The sequence below is a fragment of the Hymenobacter algoricola genome (genome assembly GCF_039539525.1).
GTDB lineage: Bacteria > Bacteroidota > Bacteroidia > Cytophagales > Hymenobacteraceae > Hymenobacter > Hymenobacter algoricola.
Genome location: NZ_BAABDH010000039.1, coordinates 84,037 through 104,565, shown reverse-complemented (window position 1 = coordinate 104,565; position 20,529 = coordinate 84,037). Strand labels below are relative to the sequence as shown.

Sequence of the window (20,529 nt, the reverse complement as noted above, 5' to 3'; positions counted from 1 at the left end):
TGCTGAGGCCAGAAGCGTGAAAAGGCCGCGGCCGGGCACCCGGGCCTGGGCCGGTTTGGTTAGCTCCCTATTTTCAGCGCCCAAGAACCTAATGCGGTACGCAGGGCCAGGGGCGCCAAAGATGTCCACACCGGGCCGGTTCACCGTCAGCACCCTAGCGCCTTTTCCCCACCTTTTCCACAGGTTTGTCCACTCCCGTTGGGGTGGAGCGCGTAATCTGTGGATAACACTGGGGAAACCGGGGCATAACCCGTGGACAAGTGGCGGATAAGTTTTTTTGGTCCTTCCCGCGCCAGCACAGCTAGGGTTATGCCCACCCCGGTGGTGGATAAGGGTGGATAACTTCCCCACCAAAAAGCCCTAATCCACACCCGGCCAAACCTGTGGACTGTGGATTCGTGGATAACGCTGTGGATTGTGTACAATCCGCATAAGTAACTTAAAGTCTGTACTTTATTATCAACACCCCCTGTTGACAGACGGTGCATAAAGCCGCACTTGTACACAAGTTTTCAGCCCTGTTTATAACTTCTGATTCTTATCCACTTATGCACACCCCTAACGAGTGAGTTTGAAAAAGATCTTTTAAATAAATCCTTTTAAAAAGTTATTAACGGTGTGGATAAACGAGCCGGCCGTCAAAAAATGAAAAGAGCCGGACTGCTGCCCCGGCTCCGGTCGGGCGGCCTCAGCGTTGGCAGCCGCCAGCAGGGGGCAGCGCCGCAAAGAGAGCTGTAGTTGGGCCGGCAGAGCAAAAACGGCGGAGCATCAGAATCCACCGGCTTGACGGTCAAGCCGTAAACCGCCTGAGTTGTCCACTTATCCACGGGCAACGCGGTGGATAAGTGGCAAGGCCGACCGAAAGCGGCGGCGGCAGCGTATAACGCCTAGATCTGTCCTTATGCCGTTCGACTACAGCCTCGACTTCCACCACGTTGATTTCCGCCAGCACCCGGAGCTCTACCGCGTGGGCAAGGGGGAACAGGGCGTGCTGCTGGTGGAACCCTACAAATCGGAGATTCTGCCGCACTGGCGGTTTCGCACGCCCGCAGTGGCCGCGGAATCGTCGGAGCTGATCTACGGCCTTTTCCTCGATTATCTGCAAGCCCAGGATTTCGTGGGGGCCGACATGGCCCGCAAGTTCCTGCAGATGGGCTTTACCCGGGCCAGGCGCTACGCAAACCACCGCGGCGGCAAGAAGTACGCCGGCCCCGTGCCCGACGACAAGAAGGGGCAAAGCGGGGCCCACGGCCGGGCCGAGCTGCCCCGCTCGCCCGAAGACCCCGAGAAGGCCGCCGCGGCCGCCATTTTCAAGCGCAAGTGGGATGAGGCCAAAGCTCACCCCGCCTACGTACAGCAGATGGCCGATTTCAAGAGCCGCTACGGCAAGTGAATTCTGAACGTCTACCTTTAACCCCGAAACCCCAACCCAAGGCTATGCAAACCTCCCAACCACAACCCAACAGTACCGAAGAAAACGAAATTACCCTCGGCGTCGGCATGGGCCCGCTGAAGTTTGGCACCTCCCAGGATGAGGTGCGCGTGCTGATGGGTGAGCCCGAGGAGATTGAAGAGTCGGAAGACGACGACGAGTTTGAGCACCAGGCCTGGAACTACCTCGAGGAGGGCTACTCGCTGTACTTCGACCGCGAAGACGACTACCGCCTGAGCTGCATCGAAACCGACCACCCCGGCCTGCGCATTTTCGGCGAGCCGATTCATGGCAAGAGCGTGCAGGAAATTCAGGACCTGATGAGCCGCCACGGCCTGCAGTCGAGCGAGATGGAGAAGATGGAAGAAGGAGCCGTGCGCCTGTCCTACGAAAAGGAGATGATTGATCTTTACTTTGATGAGGATCAGCTGCAGTTCGTCAACTTCGGCGTGTTTATCAACGACGAACTGGAAGTGCAATGGCCGGCCTAACTAGCAGTTATCCACAAAAAGCCTCGATTTGGCTGTGGATAAGTCGTTAAAAGGCTTACAGTCCGCGGTTTTGGTGGATAACTCTCAGGCCGTGGCTCAAAAACCCGGCAACGAGTAAGCTGCTGAAAGCGCGCTGTTTACTAAAAAAGCCGGCCCATCACGGGCCGGCTTTTTTGTGTCATTCCAAGAAGAGCAGTTCTCAGGTAAACGCCCGGAACAGCAGAAACAGGCCGCCGGCCAGCGTCATCGTGACGGGCAGCGTGAGTACCCAGGCCAGGGCAATGTTGCGCACCATCTGGGGGTTCAGGTTCTTGATGCCGCGGTTGGCTACCATGGAGCCGGCAATGGCCGACGACAGCACGTGGGTGGTCGAGACGGGCAGGCCGAACTGGGTGTTCACCCCAATCATGGCGGCGGCAATCAGCTCGGAGGAGGCGCCCTGCGCGTAGGTCAGGTGCTCTTTGCCGATTCGCTCCCCGATGGTTTTCACGATGCGCTTCCAGCCGACCATGGTACCGATGCCCAGCGACAAGGCTACCATCAGCGACACCTGCCACGGCGCGTAGTCGGTGAAGGTGCGCATGCGGGTGATGCTGGCGTCGAAGGTTTTGCGGTCAGTGCTGCTGAGCGGCAGCTTTTCGCTGGCGGTGAGCTTTTTCGCCCGGTTGTGCAGCAGCAGAATGGCTTTGCGGATCTCGAAGCGCGACGACTCGGGCAGCTGCTTCACGTCGGTTTTGCCGGCGAAGATCCGGTCCAGCGTGCTGGTCTGGGTCCGGATGTCGGCAACCAGCTTGCGGTCGACTGCTCCCAGGCCAGCGGTATTTACCTTGTTCATCACCAGCTCCACGTTGGTCAGCGAGTCGCGCATGTCCAGCGGGTTGAGCTTCTGGTTGAGGGCAAAGTGGATGGGCACAATGCCAATCAGAATCAGCATGATCAGGCCCACGCCCTTCTGCCCGTCGTTGGAGCCGTGGAAAAAGCTGACCAGCGTGCAGGTGGCAATCAGGATCAGGCGAATCCAGATGGGCGGCGGCTTGCGCTTGTGCGGCTCCTTGAAGATGTTTTTGTTGGCCACGAAGCGCTTCAGCAAGAACATCATGATGATGGTGAGCGAGAAGCCGAAGATGGGGCTGATGAGCAGCGCCGCCATGGTTTCGCCGGCTTTGCCCCAGTTCACGGCCGCCCCGTTGGATTCGGGCAGCAGCGAGTAGGCAATGCCCACGCCCAGAATGGAACCGATCAGCGCGTGCGACGACGACGAGGGCAGGCCGTAGTACCAGGTGCCCACGTTCCAGATGATGGCCGCAATGATCAGGGCGCCCACCATGGCAATGCCGTGGTACACGTTCTGATCAACCAGGCTCTCGACCGGCAGCAGGTACACGATGCCCATGGCCACGGCAATGCCGCCCGTGAGCACGCCGATAAAATTCCAGAAGCCCGACCACACCACGGCCACCCAGGGCCGCAGGGCGTTGGTGTAGATAACGGTGGCTACGGCGTTGGCCGTATCGTGGAAGCCGTTGACGAATTCAAATGCGCAGGCTGCCACCAGGCACAGGATCAGCAGCAGCAGCACATGAGGCTCTAAGCCAAACATAAGGGGGGAATTAGTGAGAAATCGGTTTTCAGGGCTCCAAAGGTACTGTTGGCCTTAGGCGGGGCAAGATTATGAAATTGTTACGCCAAATCATGACCATACCCCGTTTGCTTGCGCTTAACGCAGGAATGCAGGCGGGGTTTAGCGGCCCGGTAAAACCCTGATTCTAAAGCCCGCAGCGGTGGTGGAGCGGCCGGGTACGGGCAATTTGCGCGGCGGCTAAGCGCCAAACCCTCAAAGCTTCTGCTACTTTTGTCGGGAAGCGCCGTCCGCAGCTGCTGTGCTGCCTTTTTCCCGGCCAGACCCGTCACTTACCCCGCTCATGAGCAACGCCCCGCAGAAAGCTGCCGCCAATACCACCGAAGGCACCCTGGCCGACATCGTTTCGCACGCCAAGGAATACGGCTTCGTGTTCCCGTCCTCCGAAATCTACGACGGCCTGGCCGCCGTGTACGACTACGGCCCCAACGGCGTGGAGCTCAAGAACAACCTCAAGCAGCTCTGGTGGAAGGCCATGACCCAGCTCAACCAGAACGTGGTGGGCATCGACGCGGCCATCTTCATGCACCCGCTCACCTGGAAAGCCTCCGGCCACATCGATGGCTTCTCCGACCCGATGATCGACAACCTCGACAGCAAGAAGCGCTACCGCGCCGACGTGCTGCTCGAAGATAAAGCCGCCGAGTACGAGAAGAACGGCGAGCTGGCCCGGGCCGAAACCCTGCTGGCCGAAATGGGCCGCCTGCTCACGGCCGAGGACTTGGCTGGCGTGAAGCAGCTCATCATCGACGAGCAGATCCTGTGCCCCGTGAGCAAGACCGGCAACTGGACCGACGTGCGCCAGTTCAACCTGATGTTCTCGACCCAGGTGGGCGCCGTGGCCGAAGATTCGAGCAAGATTTACCTGCGCCCCGAAACGGCCCAGGGCATCTTCGTCAACTTTCTGAACGTGCAGAAGTCGGCGCGGCAGAAGGTGCCCTTCGGCATTGCCCAGATCGGCAAGGCCTTCCGCAACGAGATTGTGGCCCGCCAGTTCATCTTCCGCATGCGGGAGTTTGAGCAGATGGAAATGCAGTTCTTCGTGCGCCCCGGCACCGAAGGCGAGTGGTACACGCAGTGGAAGGAAACGCGCCGCCGCTGGCACGAGGCCCTGGGTTTGCCCGCCGCCAAGCTCCGCTTCCACGACCACGACAAGCTGGCCCACTACGCCAAGGCCGCCGTCGACATCGAGTTTGAATTCCCGTTTGGCTTCAAGGAAATCGAGGGCATCCACTCCCGCTCCGACTTCGACCTGACCCAGCACCAGAACCTGAGCCGCAAAAAGCAGAACTACTTCGATAACGACGTAAACCCCGAAACCGGCAAGCCCTACGGCAACTACGTGCCCTACGTGGTGGAAACGTCCGTTGGCGCCGACCGGCTGTTCCTGGCCACGCTCTGCCAGGCGTTTCAGGAGGAAACCATCACGGAAGGCGAAGGGGAGGAGCAGAAAACCAAAACCCGCAAGCTGCTGCGCCTGCACCCGGCCGTGGCGCCGGTGAAAGCCGCCATCTTCCCGCTGGTGAAAAAGGACGGCCTACCCGAGAAAGCCAACGAAATCTACAACGCGCTGCGCCACGACTTCCGCCTGGTCGTCGAGGAAAAGGACAGCATCGGTACGCGCTACACCCGCCAGGACCTCATCGGCACGCCCTTCTGCATTGCCGTCGACCACCAGACGCTGGAAGATGAAACCGTGACCGTACGCCACCGCGACTCGCGCGAGCAGACCCGCATGCCGATTGCCGAGCTGCGCGCCTACATCGGCGAGGCCGTGAGCTTCTCCCGCATCTTCGAGCAGCTGTAAGAAAGAACGCCTGAGCGTATCGCGCTTTACGTGCGGCACGCTCAGGCTGACAGGCTAAAAATGTAACCAAAAAAGCGGCCCCGGAAATATTCCGGGGCCGCTTTTGCGTGGGTAGTGGTAGAAATCCGGGCGGGTAAATTCTGGTTTAGCTGGCGTTCAGCCAGGCGGAAGCTTCGCGGCGGGAGGTGAAGTAGTTGAACTCGACCTGGTCGGAGCCGAAGGTGGCGCCTACGCTGGGCAGGTAGGAGCCGATCTGGTACTGGTACTGGCCTTCGGACAGCACGGCGGCAATAAAGATCGGGCGGCTCAGGTCAGTGGGCATCCGGCCCAGGGGCTCCAGAATCCACTCGTCCGTGTCGTCGACGGGGCCGTTGCGCTTCAGGTCGAGCAGCAGCTTGCCGACGTTCTGCCGGAGCATCTCCTCCAGGGCCAGCTGGTAGGCCTGGCCAAACGAGACGGTCAGGCGGCTGGCGCTGTAGCTCAGGTGCATGGTATCGGTGCCGGGGGAATAGGTAAGCGACGCGTCGGGGGTTTGGTACAGGGTCATGGGGAAAGCACGGGAGAAGCTGGGACGTCGATTCGGGGAGCCCAGCCGGCGTCGGCACTGTTGAGGCAATTAGGTCTTATACGGTTCCGGCAACAGTGGTAGTTTCATATATTCAAAAGAATACCAGCAAGTTAGCTAAGAAAGTTCGTAGAGTTAAAGTTTTTCCAGGGACAAGCCAACTAGTGGGCGGCGTTTCTGGCAGCCGGGCATTGTGTACCTTTGCTGCATTTTAGCAGCCTAATGAATGTGGAGTAAACTCGCGCTTTTCGTTATTAAGAACCGCCGACTGCTCCTCGGGCTGCTGGCCGTGATTACCGTTTTTATGGCCTGGCAGGCCCGCAAGGTCGAAATGACCTACGACTTTGCCCAGGTCGTGAGTCCCGACGACCCGGACATGGTCTACTTCCAGCGGTTTAAGAAAACCTTTGGCGAGGACGGCAACGTGCTGGTGCTGGGCATGCAGGACAGCAGCATCTACCGGCTCGGCAACTTCAACGAGCTGCGCACCCTCACCGACACGCTGGCCAAGGTGCCGGGCGTGAGCGGCGTGCTGTCGGTGACCAAGCTGCCCAAGCTCACCAAGGACACCACCAACCAGAGCTTCAGCGCGGCCCCGATCTTCCGCAACTTCCCCCAGACCCAGGCCGAGCTGGACTCGCTGATGCGGGTCGTGAACCAGCAGGAATTCTATAAGGGGCAGCTGATCAGCCCGCGCACCGGGGCCACGCTGCTGGCCCTGACCATGGACCCCAAGTTTCTGAACTCGTCGAAGCGGCAGGCCGTGATGAACCAGATTCTGGTCCACGCCGAGCAGTTCACCAAGAAAACCGGCATCCGCCTGCACTACGCCGGCCTGCCCTACGTGCGCTCCACGATGACCTCGAAGGTGGCCTCGGAAATGAAGTTCTTCGTGCTGCTGACCGTGCTCATGATGGCCGTCACGCTGTTTATGTTCTTCCGCACCTGGTCGGCCGTGGTGTTTCCCATTCTGGTGGTGCTGATTGTGGTCATCTGGTGCGTGGGCTCGATGGTGCTGATGGGCTACAAAATCAACCTGCTCACGGGCCTGATTCCGAGTATTCTCATCGTTATCGGCATCCCGAACTGCACCTACCTGCTCAGCCGCTACCACTACGATTACCGCAAATCGGGCAACCAGATGCTGGCCATGACCCGGGTAATCCGCAAGATCGGGCTGGTGACGCTGATGAACAACACGACCACGGCCATCGGCTTTTTCGTGTTCTGCTTCACCAACATTGCCATTCTCTACCAGTTCGGGCTGGTGGCCACCATCAACATCTTCGTGGCCTTCATCATCTCGTTTATCATGATTCCGGCGGTGTTTACCTACCTGCCGCCGCCCACGCCCAAGCAGCTCGAGCACCTCGAAGCCAAGCCCCTGACCAAGCTGCTGGAGTTTTTCGACCACCTGGTGCTGGAGCGCCGCGGCACGGTGTACCTGGTGGCGCTGGGCCTGGCCGCCGTGTCGGTGCTGGGCATTATGAAGATCGAGTCGGTGTCGTACATGGTCGACGACCTACCCAAGGAAAGCTCGGTAAACAGTGATTTGAAGTTCTTCGAGCAGCACTTCAATGGCGTGATGCCGCTGGAAATCGTTATCGACACCGGCAAGAAGCAGGGCATCATGAAGCTCAAGAACCTGGAGAAGATTGACCGGTTCGAGAAGTTTCTGCGCACCCAGCCGGTGCTGACCACGCCGGTCAGCATCGTCACCTTCCTGAAAGCGTCCACCCAGGCCTTCTACAACGACGACCCGGCTTACTACCGCCTGCCCGACAACTCGGAGAAGAACTTTATTCTGAGCTACCTGAGCCACTCGCGCACCAAGGCCGACTCGCTGCCGGCCACCGCCCAGGCCCCGGCCGGCGGGGTGATGGTCGGTAAGCTCATCCGCTCCTTCACCGACTCCACCGGCCAGCGGGCCCGGATTTCGCTGAAAATAGCCGACATCGGCTCCCACAACCTCGACACGCTGATCAACTACAAGATTCAGCCCCAGATCCAGGAAATCTTCAACGGCACGGGCATGACGGTGAAGCTCACCGGCACCACCATTCTCTTCACCAAGGGCAACGAGTACCTCATCGACATGCTCAAGGAAAGCCTGGCCATTGCGTTTGTGCTGGTCGGGCTGGTGGTGCTGATTCTGTTTCGCAGCGTGCGGGCCGTGTTCTTTACCCTGCTGCCCAACTTCGTGACCCTGCTGCTCACCGGCGGGCTGATGGGCTTTTTCGGCATTCCGCTCAAGCCCAGCACCGCCCTGATTTTCAGCATTGCCCTGGGCATCGACGGCGACAACTCGATTCATCTGCTGGCCAAGTTCCGCCAGGAAATGGCTCTGAACGGGCAACGGGTGCGGGCCGCCATCAGCACCACGCTCTCGGAGGCCGGCACCAGCATGATTTATACCAGCATCGTGCTGTTTCTGGGCTTTTCGGTGTTTGCCTTCTCCGAGTTTGGCGGCACCAAGGCCCTGGGCCTGCTCATGTCGGCCAGCCTGCTGATTACCAACTTCTCCAACCTGATTCTGCTGCCCTGCCTGCTGGTTTCCTTCGAGCACGGCAAGGATGAGAACATCAACCAGACCAGCATCCGCCACTACGACGAGCAGTACCACGAGGAAGATGACGACCTGGAGCTGAATCTGGACCGGATGAAGAAGGGGGACTTGGGGGCTTAGGGACTTAGGGTCTTGGGGCCTTGGTTGATGTTCTGACGAAAACCGGCAGAACATCAACCAAGGCCCCAAAAGCCAAGCTCCCAAGCCCCCAAAAGCCAAGTCCCCAAGACCCCAAGATCCCAAGACCCCAACAATGAACTACCCCGAATTTAAGCAGCCGCTCAACTACGGCCAGGTCGGCACCGATATCCTGGCGTGGTGGAAGCAGAACGGCATCTTTGAGAAGAGCGTGAGCACCCGCGAGGGGCAGCCCACGTTCGTGTTTTACGAAGGCCCGCCCTCGGCCAACGGCGCTCCCGGCATCCACCACGTGATGGCGCGCACCGTCAAGGACATCTTCTGCCGCTACCAGACCCTGCTGGGCAAGCAGGTGCACCGCAAGGGCGGCTGGGACACCCACGGCCTGCCCATCGAGCTGCAGGTCGAAAAGGAGCTGGGCATCACCAAGGAGGACATCGGCAAGAAAATCAGCATCGAGGACTACAACCAGCGCTGCCGGGAGACGGTCATGCGCTTCAAGGCCCAGTGGGACGACCTGACCGAGAAGATGGGCTACTGGGTGGACCTCGACGACCCCTACATCACCTTCGAGCCCGAGTACATCGAAAGCTGCTGGGCGCTGCTCAAAAAGCTCTACGACAAGGGCCTGCTCTACAAAGGCTACACCATCCAGCCCTACTCGCCGGCGGCCGGCACCGGACTCAGCTCCCACGAGCTGAACCAGCCCGGCACCTACCGCGACGTGAAGGACACGACCGTGGTGGCGCAGTTCAAGGTAAAGCGCGACGAGAAGTCGGAGATGCTGTTCCAGAATGTAAGCCTGGACGAAGTGCCGCTGGCCCAGCTCTACGGCGACGATAATGCCGAGCCCGAGGTGTTTATCTTGGCCTGGACGACTACGCCCTGGACGCTGCCCGCCAACACCGGCCTGGCCGTGGGGCCGAAGATTCCCTACGTGCTGATGCGCACCTTCAACCCCTACACCTACGCCCCCATCCGGGTGGTGCTGGCCGAGGCATTGGTGAGCCGCTACTTCTCCGAGAAGGGCAAGGACGCCTCGTTTGAGGACTTCAAGCCCGGCGACAAAGTGCTGCCCTGGCATCTGGAAGTCAGCTTCAAAGGCGCCGATCTGGTCGGCATCAGGTACGAGCGGCTGTTCGACTTCGTGCCGTTCGAAGGGCAGGAGCGGGCCTTCCGCGTTATCCCCGGCGACTTCGTGACTACAGAGGACGGCACCGGCATCGTGCACATTTCGCCCACCTTCGGTGCCGACGACTTCCGCGTAGCCCAGCAAAACGACATCCCGGCCCTGATGGTGCTCGATGACGAGGGCAAGCTCGGCCCCATCGTGGACCGCACCGGTCGCTACGTGAAGCAGATGGGCGAATTCGGCGGCCGCTGGGTGAAAAACTACGACGGCCACGACGAGTCCGGTGCCGACTACAAGACGTTGGATGAAAGCATCGTCATCAAAATGAAGGGCGACGGCACGGCCTTCAAGGTGGAGAAGTACGAGCACACCTACCCCCACTGCTGGCGCACCGACAAGCCCGTGCTCTACTACCCGCTCGACTCCTGGTTTATCAAGACCACGGCGGTGAAGGACCGGCTCATCGAGCTCAACAAGACCATCAACTGGAAGCCCGAAAGCACCGGCACCGGCCGCTTCGGCAACTGGCTGGAAAACCTGGTCGACTGGAACCTGAGCCGCTCCCGCTACTGGGGCACCCCGCTCCCGATCTGGCGCACCCAGGACGGCACCGAGGAAATCTGCATCGGCTCCATCGCGCAGATGAAGCAGGAGATTGACAAGGCCGTAGCCGCCGAAATCATGACCCACAACCCCTACGCCAACGGCGAAAAGGTGGACCTGCACCGCCCCTACGTGGACGATATCTTCCTGGTGAGCCCCGGCGGGGAGCCCATGTACCGCGAAACCGACCTCATCGACGTGTGGTTCGACAGCGGCGCCATGCCCTACGCCCAGTGGCACTACCCTATCGAGAACGGCGAGAAGTTCCGGCAGAATTTTCCCGCCGACTTCATTGCCGAAGGCGTGGATCAGACCCGCGGCTGGTTCTTTACCCTGCACGCGCTGGCCGTGATGCTGGAAGACTCGGTGGCCTTCAAAAACGTGATGGCCAACGGCCTGGTGCTGGATAAGAACGGCAACAAGATGAGCAAGCGCCTCGGCAACGCCGTCGACCCGTTTGCCACCATCAGCCAGTTCGGCCCCGACGCCACCCGCTGGTACATGATTGCCAACGCCCAGCCCTGGGACAACCTCAAGTTCGACCTGGCCGGCATCACCGAGGTGCAGCGCCGCTTCTTCGGCACGCTCTTCAACACCTACTCGTTCTACGCCCTCTACGCCAACCTCGACGGCTTCCAGGCCCGCGAGTTTGACCGCACGCCCCACGCCGAGCTGGGCGAGCTGGACCGCTGGATTCTGAGTAAGCTTCAGTCGCTGATCCTGGAAGTGCGTGGCCACTACGACTCCTACGACCCGACCAAAGCGGCCCGGGCCATCCAGGATTTCGTGACCGACCAGCTGTCCAACTGGCACGTGCGCCTCTCGCGCCGCCGTTTCTGGAAGGGCGAGCTGACCCAGGACAAGCGCGCCGCCTACGAAACCCTGCAGGAGTGCCTGGTAACCGTTTCGCAGCTCATGGCGCCCATTGCGCCCTTCTTCGCCGAGTGGCTCTACCAAAACATGACCACCGGCCTCCGAGACGAGGGACAAAAGGTGTCGTCGGATATCAAAAAGTCGTCCGGCATCCCTCCCTTTTGGGGAGGGACCGAGGGAGGGGTTGCCGAATCCATCCACCTGACGCTGCTGGTGCAGGCCGATGAAGCGCGCATCGACAAGGCTTTGGAAGAGCGGATGGAGCTGGCCCAGCGGATTTCTTCGCTCACGCACTCGCTGCGGAAGAAATCGGTGCTGAAGGTGCGCCAGCCGTTGCAGCGCATCCTGGTGCCGGTGCTGAACGACACCACGCGCGAGCAAGTTGGGCTGGTCGAAGACCTGATCTGCGCCGAGGTGAACGTGAAGCACGTGGAGTTTCTCGACGACACCAGCGGCGTGCTGGTGAAGTCGGTGAAGCCCAACTTCAAGCGCCTGGGCCAGCAGTACGGTCCGAAGCTGAAAGTCGTGGGCGCCCGCATCCAGCAGATGACGGCTGAGGAAATCAGCACCCTCGAAAAAACCGGCCAGCTGACCGTGGATATCGACGGCGAAACCTACACCCTGGCCCCCGACGACGTGGAAATCCGCACCGACGATTTGCCCGGCTGGCTCGTGGCTACCGACGGCCCGCTGACGGTAGCCCTGGACGTGACCCTGACCGACGAGCTGCGCCAGGAAGGCGTGGCCCGCGAGCTGGTGAACCGCCTGCAGAACCTGCGCAAGGACAGCGGCCTGGAAGTGCAGGACAAAATACGCGTGACCCTGGGGCCGCAGCCCGAGCTGGAAGCCGCCGTGCTCAGCTTCGGCGACTATATCCGCGCCGAGGTGCAGGCCCTGGCCCTGGAGTTTGCGGCCGACGTAAACGGGGGCTCGGTGCTCGAATTCGATGACTACTCGGTGCCCGTGCAGCTGAACGTCGCAACTGCCTGAGGCTGAATGGCCAGCCGATTCTGCAGAAGAGTCGGCTGGCACATCGGCGTACAAAGCGTTTCTGCCGCCCGCCAATTCGGCTCAAAACAGCACAAAGCGCCCGAAAAAGATATACCAGCGGTCCGGCAGCGCAGTTGGGCGCCGGCGTGGGGAAGTCTAAAATTCTGCGTCCCTTTGTGCCAAGAGAGGGGAGAGGTTCCGCTACTGACAACCCGTCAGGGCGAAGTCTCACTTCTCACGGCTTACCTCTCCTTTCTATCAAATGAAGTACTGGAAATACTATCTGGCCGCCCTGCTGGTCATCGGCATCGACCAACTCTCGAAGTGGGCCACGCACACCTACATGCTGCCCGGTATGCCCGGGGAAATTTCGCTTATCGGCGACTGGGCCAAGCTGCACTACATTCTGAACCCCGGTATGGCGTTCGGGGTGGAGCTGCCGCCGCCCTACGGTAAGATTCTGCTCACCAGCTTCCGCCTGGTGGCCATGCTGGGCGGCATCTACTACATCCGCAGGCTCTGGCAGCAGCACGCGGCCCCCGGCTTCATCTTCTGCGTAGCCCTGATCCTGGGCGGGGCCGTCGGCAACCTGATCGACTCGATTTTCTACGGCATCATCTACAACAATGCCCCGTTTGGTGCGCCCACGCCCTGGTTTCACGGCCAGGTAATCGACATGCTGTACCTGGACCTCTACGAAGGCATTCTGCCCTCTACCTGGCCGCTGGTCGGGGGCTACCACCTCTCGCTCTGGCCCATCTTCAACATTGCCGACTCGGCCATCTTCATCGGTGTGATGTTGATTCTGCTCAACCAGAACCGCTTTTTCATCCATGAGCAGGCCCACCCGGTAGCCGCCGACGACTCGGCCGCCGCCCAGGCCCACCGCGACGCGGAAACGACGGAAATAGCATCCTAGAAACAGATTTTAAGCAGTGGAACGGCCGGCTGAAGCATTTCAGCCGGCCGTTCCTGCGTTAATCTGATCCTGACCAGGGTAGAGACGCATACTTGCGTCTCGTCGTTGAACGGCCACTCAGACCGTCATGCTGAGCATGTGGCGCATCAAGCCAGGGACCGAGGCATCTCTACCACCCTGGTACCGTCATTCCGAGCGAAGTCGGGGAATCTCACTTGGCGTTGTCTGGTTACTAATCCAGCGTCAGCACGCGAGATTTCCTGGCTCCGCTCGGAATGATGTGCCGATCAGGCTTTCAGGGAGGGGACGCGGCACTTCGCGTCTCTACCGCCCTATCTTTACCTTAGCGCTCAATCCAGCTACACCCCGTGCCCGACCCAATCCTCTCCGTTGCCAACCTGACCATCGATTTCCGCTCCCACCGCGGCGACGTGCGGGCCGTGAATGACGTCTCGTTTCAGCTCCACCGCGGCGAAACGCTGGCCATCGTGGGCGAGTCGGGCTCGGGGAAGTCGGTAACGTCGCTGGCGCTGATGGGCCTGATTCCGATGCCGCCGGGCCAGCTGGTCAGCGGTGAGGCCCGGTTTCAGTCGGAAGCTCTGGGCGAGGTAGACCTGCTGCGCCTGAGCGACCAGCAGCTGCAAAAAGTGCGCGGCAACGACATCGGGATGATTTTTCAGGAGCCCATGACCTCGCTGAACCCGGTGTATACCTGCGGCAGCCAGGTGGTGGAAGCCCTGCGCCTGCACACTGCCCTGAGCCGGAAGGAAGCCGAAACCCGCACCGTGGAGCTGTTTGCCATGGCCCAGCTGCCGCGCCCGGCGGAAATCCTGCGGGCCTACCCCCACGAGATCAGCGGCGGCCAGAAGCAGCGGGTGATGATTGCCATGGCCATGGCCTGCAACCCCGCCATCCTGATTGCCGACGAGCCCACCACTGCCCTCGACGTGACCGTGCAGGCCCGCATGCTCCAGCTCATCGACGAGCTGCGCCGCCAGCACAACACCGCCGTGCTCTTCATCACCCACGACCTGGGCGTGGTAGCCGAAATTGCCGACCGGATTCTGGTCATGTACCGGGGCCGCATCGTGGAGCAGGGGACCGTGCTCGACATTTTCACCAACCCGCAGCACCCCTACACCAAAGGTCTGCTGGCCTGCCGCCCCAAGCTGTCGGTGGGCCGGCAGTGGCTGCCCGTGGTAGCCGATTTCATGAGTGAGGACGCGGCGGGCAATCTGGTGGAAAAACCCAGTAGTTCCACGCCGGAAAGCTCAACTTTGGCCGTAACTGCCGGCTCTGATAACATTTCCCTTCAAACCACCAAAACGTTCCCCGTGGAACAAAACGCGGCCGTCCTGGCCGGGGCGGCCAGTGGTGCCATAACTCAAAGTAGTGGCACCACTCCCGTTGGACAACCTGCCGGCGCTTCCAACACCGCCGGCCGCCTACCCGCTGCCGGGGCGTTCAACGAAAGTCGTGGCACCACGCTCCTGCAGGTCACCGGCCTGAACGTGCACTTCCCGATTCGCAAGGGCTTCTTCAACCGCCACCCCGAGTTCGTGCGGGCCGTCGATGGGGTGAGTTTCGACATTTATCCCGGCGAAACTGTGGGGCTGGTGGGCGAGTCGGGCTGCGGCAAAACCACGCTCGGTCGGGCCCTGCTGCGGCTGGTGGAGCCAACGGCGGGCCGCATCCTGTTCGAAGGCACGGATCTGGCGGCGTTGCCCGCCGGCGAGCTGCGCAAACGGCGCAAGGATTTCCAGATGGTATTTCAGGACCCTTACGCGGCGCTCAACCCCATGATGACCGTGGGGGAGGCCATTCTGGAGCCCATGCGCGTGCACGGCGTGGGCGGCACCCGGCAGCAGCAAAAGTCCCGGGTGCTGGAGCTGCTGCGCACCGTCGGCCTGAAAGAAGAGCATTACCTGCGCTACCCCCACGAGTTTTCGGGCGGGCAGCGCCAGCGCCTCTGCATTGCCCGGGCCCTGGCCCTGCAGCCCAAGTGCATCATCTGCGACGAGTCCGTGTCGGCCCTCGACGTGTCGGTGCAGGCGCAGGTGCTCAACCTGCTCAACCAGCTCAAGCGCGACTTCGGCATCACCTACCTCTTCATCACCCACGATCTGTCGGTGGCCCGCTTCATGTCGGACCGGTTGCTGGTGATGCGCCAGGGGCAGATTGTGGAAAGCGGCCCGGCGGCCGAGGTCTACGCCAACCCCCGGCACGAGTACACCCGCCAGCTGCTGGCCGCCATTCCCAAAGACGAGCCCGCCGACATCCGCGCCGCCGTGGCCAGCCGGGCGTAGGTGGTGGGAGGGAAGGTTGAAAGGCGAAAGCACAAAACCGTCTGTCATCCTGAGCTTGCTGCGCATAAAGCAGGGACGAAGGACCTTCCTCGGATAACCTGCAAAACCATTTGCAACGCGAAACCCTTTTCGGGTGTTAGTAGCCGGAAGGCTTAGCGTTTTGAGTCAGGCTTGGTAGTGGGAAGGAGGAAGGTCCTTCCCTGCGCTGCTTTCAGCATGACCGCCGATTAGTATGCTTTACTTCCCGCTTAACCCAACCACAACCGCTCCTTTTCCCGTCCGCAATAGTTATTCGCGGATATATTCCGTATTATCTTCCCGAAGCCCGGCAGTTGGCCGGCACGGCCCGTTTCCGGGCTCCACTACATTCACTTTGGCAAGCCTGCACTCACCCGGCTTACCTTCCATTAACCCAAGCCGCCTGCGAAAAAGACAACCCCTGGCGGCCCGCATTTTCTGATGAAAGAAAAAGACGATTCCGCTGCCCCCCGCGCCCCCCGCGCGAAGGCCGCCCGCGGCGACCAAGCCGCTGCCCCCCAGATTACCAAAGACCTCGTGTTTCGCGTGTTTCGCGACAACCCCGGCAAGGTCTTCGCCTACCGCCAGCTTTCCCGCCGCCTCGGCGTGACCACCAAAGAGCAGCGCGAAGAGGTGTTTGCCCACCTCAAGGCCCTCAAGAACGCCGGCCAGCTCACGCTGCTCCAGAACGACGAGTACCGCCTCACCGACCCCACGGCCGCTTACTCGGCCACCATGCCCGCCAGCAGCCGCCAGCCGCGCAATCCGGATAACATTCCGGTGCCCGCGCGCCGCAGCGGCCGGCCCATCGAAACCGAGTTTGGCCAGGATCCGCTGGTGCACCGCCGCCGCGGGGCCGGCTTCGACTTTCCCGACGCCGACGAGCCCGAGGTAACCCACCGCCCCGCCCGCCCCGACAGCCCCGATACCATCATCGGCACCGTGTCGCTGGCTACCAGCAACTTTGCCTTCATCATCTCGGATGAGAGTGAAACCGACGTGCGCGTGTTTACCGACCGCCTCAAGTTTGCCATGCACGGCGACACGGTGCGCCTGCGCCTGCGCGGCTCCCGCGACGGCCGGCCGGTGGGCGACGTAGTGGAAGTGCTCAACCGGGTGCGGCCCGAAGTGGTCGGCCGCCTGCAGATTCAGGGCGGCATCGGCTTCGTGAAGCCCGACAACCGCAAGCTGTACTTCGACGTGTTTGTGCCCTTCGAGAGCCTGCACGGGGCCAACAACGGCGAGAAAGTGCTGGTCCGCATCACCGAGTTTCCCGAGGATTCGCACCGCTCACCCTCCGGGGAGGTGCTGCGCAGCTTCGGGCAGGCCGGCGGCAACGAGGCCGAAATCAACGCCATCATGGCCGAGTTTGACCTGCCGTTTGAGTTTTCGCCCGAGGTGGAAGCCGAGTCGGAAGCCATTCCCGACGTGATTCCGGCCGCCGAAATCAAGCGCCGCCGCGACTTCCGCCCCATCACCACCTTCACCATCGACCCGGCCGACGCCAAGGACTTTGATGATGCGCTGAGCATTCAGAAGCTGGAAAACGGCCACTGGGAAATCGGCGTGCACATTGCCGACGTCAGCCACTACGTGGTGCCCGGCACCGAGCTGGAGCGCGAAGCCAAGCACCGCGCCACCTCCGTCTACCTCGTCGACCGGGTGATTCCGATGCTGCCCGAGCGCCTTTCCAACGGCGTGTGCTCGTTGCGGCCCAACGAGGACAAGCTGACTTTCTCGGCCGTGTTTGAGCTCGATGAGAACGGCAAGCTCTACGACTCGTGGTTCGGCAAGACCATCATCCACTCCGACCGCCGCTTTGCCTACGAAGACGCCCAGGAGCGCATCGAAAACGGGCAGGGCGACTACGCCGAGGAAATCGTGCTGATGAACAGCATTGCCAAAAAGCTCTGCGTGGCCCGCTTCAAGGCCGGCGCCATCAGCTTCGAAACCCAGGAGGTGAAGTTCCGCCTCGACGAGAACGGCAAGCCGCTGGGCGTGTACGTGAAGGAGCGCAAGGACGCCCACAAGATGATTGAGGAGTTTATGCTGCTGGCCAACCGCAAGGTGGCCGAGTTCGTGTTCAAGCTCAAAGCCCGCAAGCCGCGCATGACGATGGTGTACCGGGTGCACGAAGCCCCCGACCCGGACCGCCTGCAGAACTTCGCCCTCTTCGCCCAGAAGTTCGGCCACACCCTGGATCTGACCAACCCCAAGAAGCTCAGCACCGAGCTCAACGACCTCTCGACGGAGGTTATCGGCCGGCCCGAGCAGAACGTGATTCAGACCCTGGCCGTGCGCACCATGAGCAAGGCCGTGTACTCGACCGAGCCGCTGGGCCATTTCGGCCTGGCGTTTGAGCACTACTCGCACTTCACCTCGCCCATCCGCCGCTACCCGGATATGATGGCGCACCGCCTGCTGGAGCATTACCTCGAAGGCGGCGGCAACGTGGAAGTAGCTCCCGTGGAAGAAGAGTGCAAGCACTCCTCGGGCCGGGAGAAAGTCGCCTCGTCGGCCGAGCGGGCCAGCATTAAGTACAAGCAGGTGGAGTTCATGTCGGAAGTTATCGGCGAGACGTTCACCGGCGTCGTATCGGGCCTGACCGAGCGCGGCATGTACGTCGAAATCGAGGAGAACAAGTGTGAGGGCATGATCCGCCTGAGCGACATTCCCGGCGACACCTTCGAGCTCGACAAGGACAACTACCGCATCGTGGGCCGCGGCTCGAAGCGCATCATCCAGTTCGGCGACGAGCTGCAGGTGGTCGTGAAGTCCGCCAACCTGCTCGACCGCACCATCGACTTCGAGCTGGTCGATAACCGCCCTGACCACGTGAAGCAGCGCGAGCAGCAGGAGCGCCGCGAGAACAGCAAGCCCCGCGGCTACCGCCCCGAGCGCAGTGGTGGCAGCGGCAGCGGTGGCGGCCGGCCCGGCGGCAAGGGCGGCAAGAGCAGTGGCGGCGGTGGCCGCCGCCGCTAAGCTGTCATTGCCGAGGGCCTGTCATTGCGAGCAAGGCGAAGCAATCCGTCCTCTGAAATGTAGTAAGCTCTGTTAGCCTATAAAACCTCGGCGTTAGCATACGTCGGGGTTTTTGCTTTAACAGAGCTTGGCTTATTGTCCAGGACGGATTGCTTCGCCTTGCTCGCAATGACAGAGCCGACACAAAATCTGCCTCCCGCGGTTTCCTCCGTACCTTTCCTCCGCAACTCCAACCTACTCCGTGGACCTCAGTTTCTTCTCCGCTAAAATCACTGCTGGCCTGGATCAGCTCCACTACGGCGACCAGCCCACCGCCCTTTACGAGCCCATCCGCTACATCATGGCCCTGGGCGGCAAGCGCATCCGGCCTCTGCTTACGCTGCTCGGCGCCCACGCCTTCACCGATGAGCTGGACCCCGTGCTGAAGCCCGCGCTGGGCGTGGAAGTGTTTCACAACTTCACCCTGCTCCACGACGACATCATGGACCAGGCCCCGCTGCGCCGCGGTCAGCCCACGGTACACGAGAAGTGGAATGCCAACGTGGCCATCCTCAGCGGCGACGTGATGCTGGTGCGGGCCTACGAGCTGTTCTTCGACATCCGGCCCGAGCTGCTGCCCGCCATCCTGCGCCGCTTCAGCCAGACCGCCGCCGAGGTGTGCGAGGGCCAGCAGTGGGACATGAACTTCGAAACCGAAGCCACCGTCAGCATCGCCCAGTACCTCGACATGATCCGGCTCAAGACGGCCGTGCTGCTCGGCTTCGCCCTGGAGCTGGGTGCCCTGCTCGGCGGCGCCAGCGCGCCGGATGCCGACCACCTGCGCCAGTTCGGCACCGACATCGGCCTGGCCTTCCAGCTCCGCGACGACCTGCTCGACGTGTACGGCGACGCGGCCACCTTCGGCAAGCGCGTCGGCGGCGACATCGTGAGCGACAAGAAAACCTTCCTGCTACTGACCGCCGAGGCGCAGGCCAGCCCGGCCCAGCGCGCCACGCTGGCCCAACATATCGGTCAGCCGGTAGCCGATGCCGAGGCCAAGGTGCAGGCCGTGCGCGCCATCTACGACGAGCTGCGCATCCGGCCCCAGACCGAGGCGCTGATCAACGGCTACTTCGAGGATGCCCTGCACCACCTGGCGCGCGTGACGGCGCCGGCCGCCCGCAAGGAGCCCTTGCGGCAGCTGGCCCTGCTGCTGATGGAGCGCGAAAGCTAAGCCCACGTTTTTAGCGCTTTTCCGGCCCGCTGCCGGCTGTTTGGGCTGTTTGGCAGCTTGGCTTGGCTCTGCGCCTTGCCAGGGCGCTGAAAGCGCCGTAATCATTTCTTCCCCGTTGCCTTTTCCCCACCGATGCTTACTCTCGATGTTACCACGGTGCTGATGGTCCTGACCGCCGGCATCTCCATGTACGCCTGGTCCAACCAGGAATTGATGGAAAGCTGGATTATGCGGCCCTACGTGATGCGCCAGCACAACGAGTGGTACCGCCTGCTCACCTCCGGCTTTCTGCACGCCAACTGGTCCCACCTGCTCTTCAACATGTTTGCCTTCTACTCTTTCGGGCAGGCGGTGCAGGATATTTTCGTTGGCCTGAGCGGCGCTACCAACGGCCTGCTGCAATTTCTGGCGCTGTATCTGGGGGGCATCGTCGTGTCGGATCTGCCCACCTACTTCCGCCACCGCCAGGACCCCGACTACCGGAGTCTGGGCGCTTCCGGCGGCGTGGCCTCCATCATCTTCGCGGCCGTGATTTTTAGCCCGACCACCAAGATAGGCTTGCTGTTTCTGCCCCCGCAGCTGGGTATTCCGGGCTTTATCTTCGGTTTCCTCTACCTGGCTTATTCCTACTACCAGGGCCGACGCTCGGGCGACAATATCAACCACGATGCGCACTTCTACGGCGCCCTGTACGGGGTGGTGCTGACGCTGGTTCTGTACCCCGCTGCCGCCGCCTATTGCTGGGGTCAAATCCAGGCTTATTTATTTTAAAATACTGATATTCATGTATTTGCAATTTAAAAAGGGGCGTTGTTATATCTATATTCTGCCGTAGCGCGTAAAGAGCGGCATACT

At 61.3% G+C, this 20,529-nt stretch carries 12 protein-coding genes; 10 read left to right on the top strand and 2 right to left on the bottom strand.

The annotated features are described in order from the left end of the window. The first annotated feature begins 901 nt into the window (after nucleotides 1-901). Both ABD842_RS11320 and ABD842_RS11315 read left to right on the top strand, forming a co-directional pair. Nucleotides 902-1,393, top strand: a complete 492-nt coding sequence (locus ABD842_RS11320; RefSeq protein WP_345113611.1) for a DUF4385 domain-containing protein — start codon at nucleotides 902-904, stop codon at nucleotides 1,391-1,393. Between the two features lie 44 nt (nucleotides 1,394-1,437). After that, nucleotides 1,438-1,923, top strand: a complete 486-nt coding sequence (locus tag ABD842_RS11315) for a hypothetical protein (RefSeq protein WP_345113608.1) — start codon at nucleotides 1,438-1,440, stop codon at nucleotides 1,921-1,923. A 199-nt stretch (nucleotides 1,924-2,122) separates the two neighbouring features. On the opposite strand, the gene ABD842_RS11310 is transcribed toward ABD842_RS11315, so the two are convergent. Next, complete coding sequence (locus ABD842_RS11310) at nucleotides 2,123-3,523, bottom strand: inorganic phosphate transporter (protein ID WP_345113605.1); 1,401 nt, start codon at nucleotides 3,521-3,523, stop codon at nucleotides 2,123-2,125. 322 nt (nucleotides 3,524-3,845) lie between these two features. Here ABD842_RS11310 and ABD842_RS11305 point away from each other — a divergent pair, with 322 nt between their 5' ends. Further along, nucleotides 3,846-5,369, top strand: coding sequence for a glycine--tRNA ligase (locus ABD842_RS11305; RefSeq protein WP_345113602.1), 1,524 nt, complete (start codon nucleotides 3,846-3,848; stop codon nucleotides 5,367-5,369). A gap of 145 nt (nucleotides 5,370-5,514) precedes the next feature. Here ABD842_RS11305 and ABD842_RS11300 read toward each other — a convergent pair whose 3' ends face one another. Then, nucleotides 5,515-5,916: a hypothetical protein gene (locus ABD842_RS11300; RefSeq protein ID WP_345113599.1), complete on the bottom strand. Its 402-nt coding sequence runs from the start codon at nucleotides 5,914-5,916 to the stop codon at nucleotides 5,515-5,517. A gap of 244 nt (nucleotides 5,917-6,160) precedes the next feature. Here ABD842_RS11300 and ABD842_RS11295 point away from each other — a divergent pair, with 244 nt between their 5' ends. The 7 genes from ABD842_RS11295 to ABD842_RS11265 all read left to right on the top strand — a co-directional run bounded on the left by ABD842_RS11295 (nucleotide 6,161) and on the right by ABD842_RS11265 (nucleotide 20,445). Further along, nucleotides 6,161-8,620 (top strand): efflux RND transporter permease subunit, encoded by a 2,460-nt coding sequence (locus ABD842_RS11295; RefSeq protein WP_345113596.1) that lies wholly within the window; start codon nucleotides 6,161-6,163, stop codon nucleotides 8,618-8,620. A gap of 133 nt (nucleotides 8,621-8,753) precedes the next feature. Next, a complete protein-coding gene (gene ileS / locus ABD842_RS11290; protein WP_345113593.1) occupies nucleotides 8,754-12,236 on the top strand; it encodes an isoleucine--tRNA ligase in 3,483 nt (1,160 codons plus the stop codon). Between the two features lie 262 nt (nucleotides 12,237-12,498). Continuing rightward, nucleotides 12,499-13,155 carry a lipoprotein signal peptidase gene (locus tag ABD842_RS11285; protein ID WP_345113590.1) on the top strand — a complete coding sequence of 219 codons (657 nt, stop codon included), beginning with the start codon at nucleotides 12,499-12,501 and terminating at the stop codon, nucleotides 13,153-13,155. A 368-nt stretch (nucleotides 13,156-13,523) separates the two neighbouring features. Further along, a complete protein-coding gene (locus tag ABD842_RS11280; protein ID WP_345113587.1) occupies nucleotides 13,524-15,461 on the top strand; it encodes an ABC transporter ATP-binding protein in 1,938 nt (645 codons plus the stop codon). A gap of 459 nt (nucleotides 15,462-15,920) precedes the next feature. Further along, complete coding sequence (gene rnr / locus ABD842_RS11275; RefSeq protein WP_345113585.1) at nucleotides 15,921-18,461, top strand: ribonuclease R; 2,541 nt, start codon at nucleotides 15,921-15,923, stop codon at nucleotides 18,459-18,461. Between the two features lie 241 nt (nucleotides 18,462-18,702). Continuing rightward, nucleotides 18,703-19,674: a polyprenyl synthetase family protein gene (locus ABD842_RS11270; RefSeq protein ID WP_345113584.1), complete on the top strand. Its 972-nt coding sequence runs from the start codon at nucleotides 18,703-18,705 to the stop codon at nucleotides 19,672-19,674. A gap of 132 nt (nucleotides 19,675-19,806) precedes the next feature. Then, nucleotides 19,807-20,445: a rhomboid family intramembrane serine protease gene (locus tag ABD842_RS11265; RefSeq protein WP_345113582.1), complete on the top strand. Its 639-nt coding sequence runs from the start codon at nucleotides 19,807-19,809 to the stop codon at nucleotides 20,443-20,445. Nucleotides 20,446-20,529 lie beyond the last annotated feature (84 nt).

Excerpts from the sequence above, each read along its gene's own strand:
- ABD842_RS11320 (WP_345113611.1), top strand. The coding sequence starts at position 902 with ATGCCGTTCGACTACAGCCTCGACTTCCACCACGTTGATTTCCGCCAG.
- ABD842_RS11315 (WP_345113608.1), top strand. The coding sequence starts at position 1,438 with ATGCAAACCTCCCAACCACAACCCAACAGTACCGAAGAAAACGAAATT.
- ABD842_RS11310 (WP_345113605.1), bottom strand. The coding sequence starts at position 3,523 with ATGTTTGGCTTAGAGCCTCATGTGCTGCTGCTGCTGATCCTGTGCCTG.
- ABD842_RS11305 (WP_345113602.1), top strand. The coding sequence starts at position 3,846 with ATGAGCAACGCCCCGCAGAAAGCTGCCGCCAATACCACCGAAGGCACC.
- ABD842_RS11300 (WP_345113599.1), bottom strand. The coding sequence starts at position 5,916 with ATGACCCTGTACCAAACCCCCGACGCGTCGCTTACCTATTCCCCCGGC.
- ABD842_RS11295 (WP_345113596.1), top strand. The coding sequence starts at position 6,161 with ATGTGGAGTAAACTCGCGCTTTTCGTTATTAAGAACCGCCGACTGCTC.
- ileS (WP_345113593.1), top strand. The coding sequence starts at position 8,754 with ATGAACTACCCCGAATTTAAGCAGCCGCTCAACTACGGCCAGGTCGGC.
- ABD842_RS11285 (WP_345113590.1), top strand. The coding sequence starts at position 12,499 with ATGAAGTACTGGAAATACTATCTGGCCGCCCTGCTGGTCATCGGCATC.
- rnr (WP_345113585.1), top strand. The coding sequence starts at position 15,921 with ATGAAAGAAAAAGACGATTCCGCTGCCCCCCGCGCCCCCCGCGCGAAG.
- ABD842_RS11265 (WP_345113582.1), top strand. The coding sequence starts at position 19,807 with ATGCTTACTCTCGATGTTACCACGGTGCTGATGGTCCTGACCGCCGGC.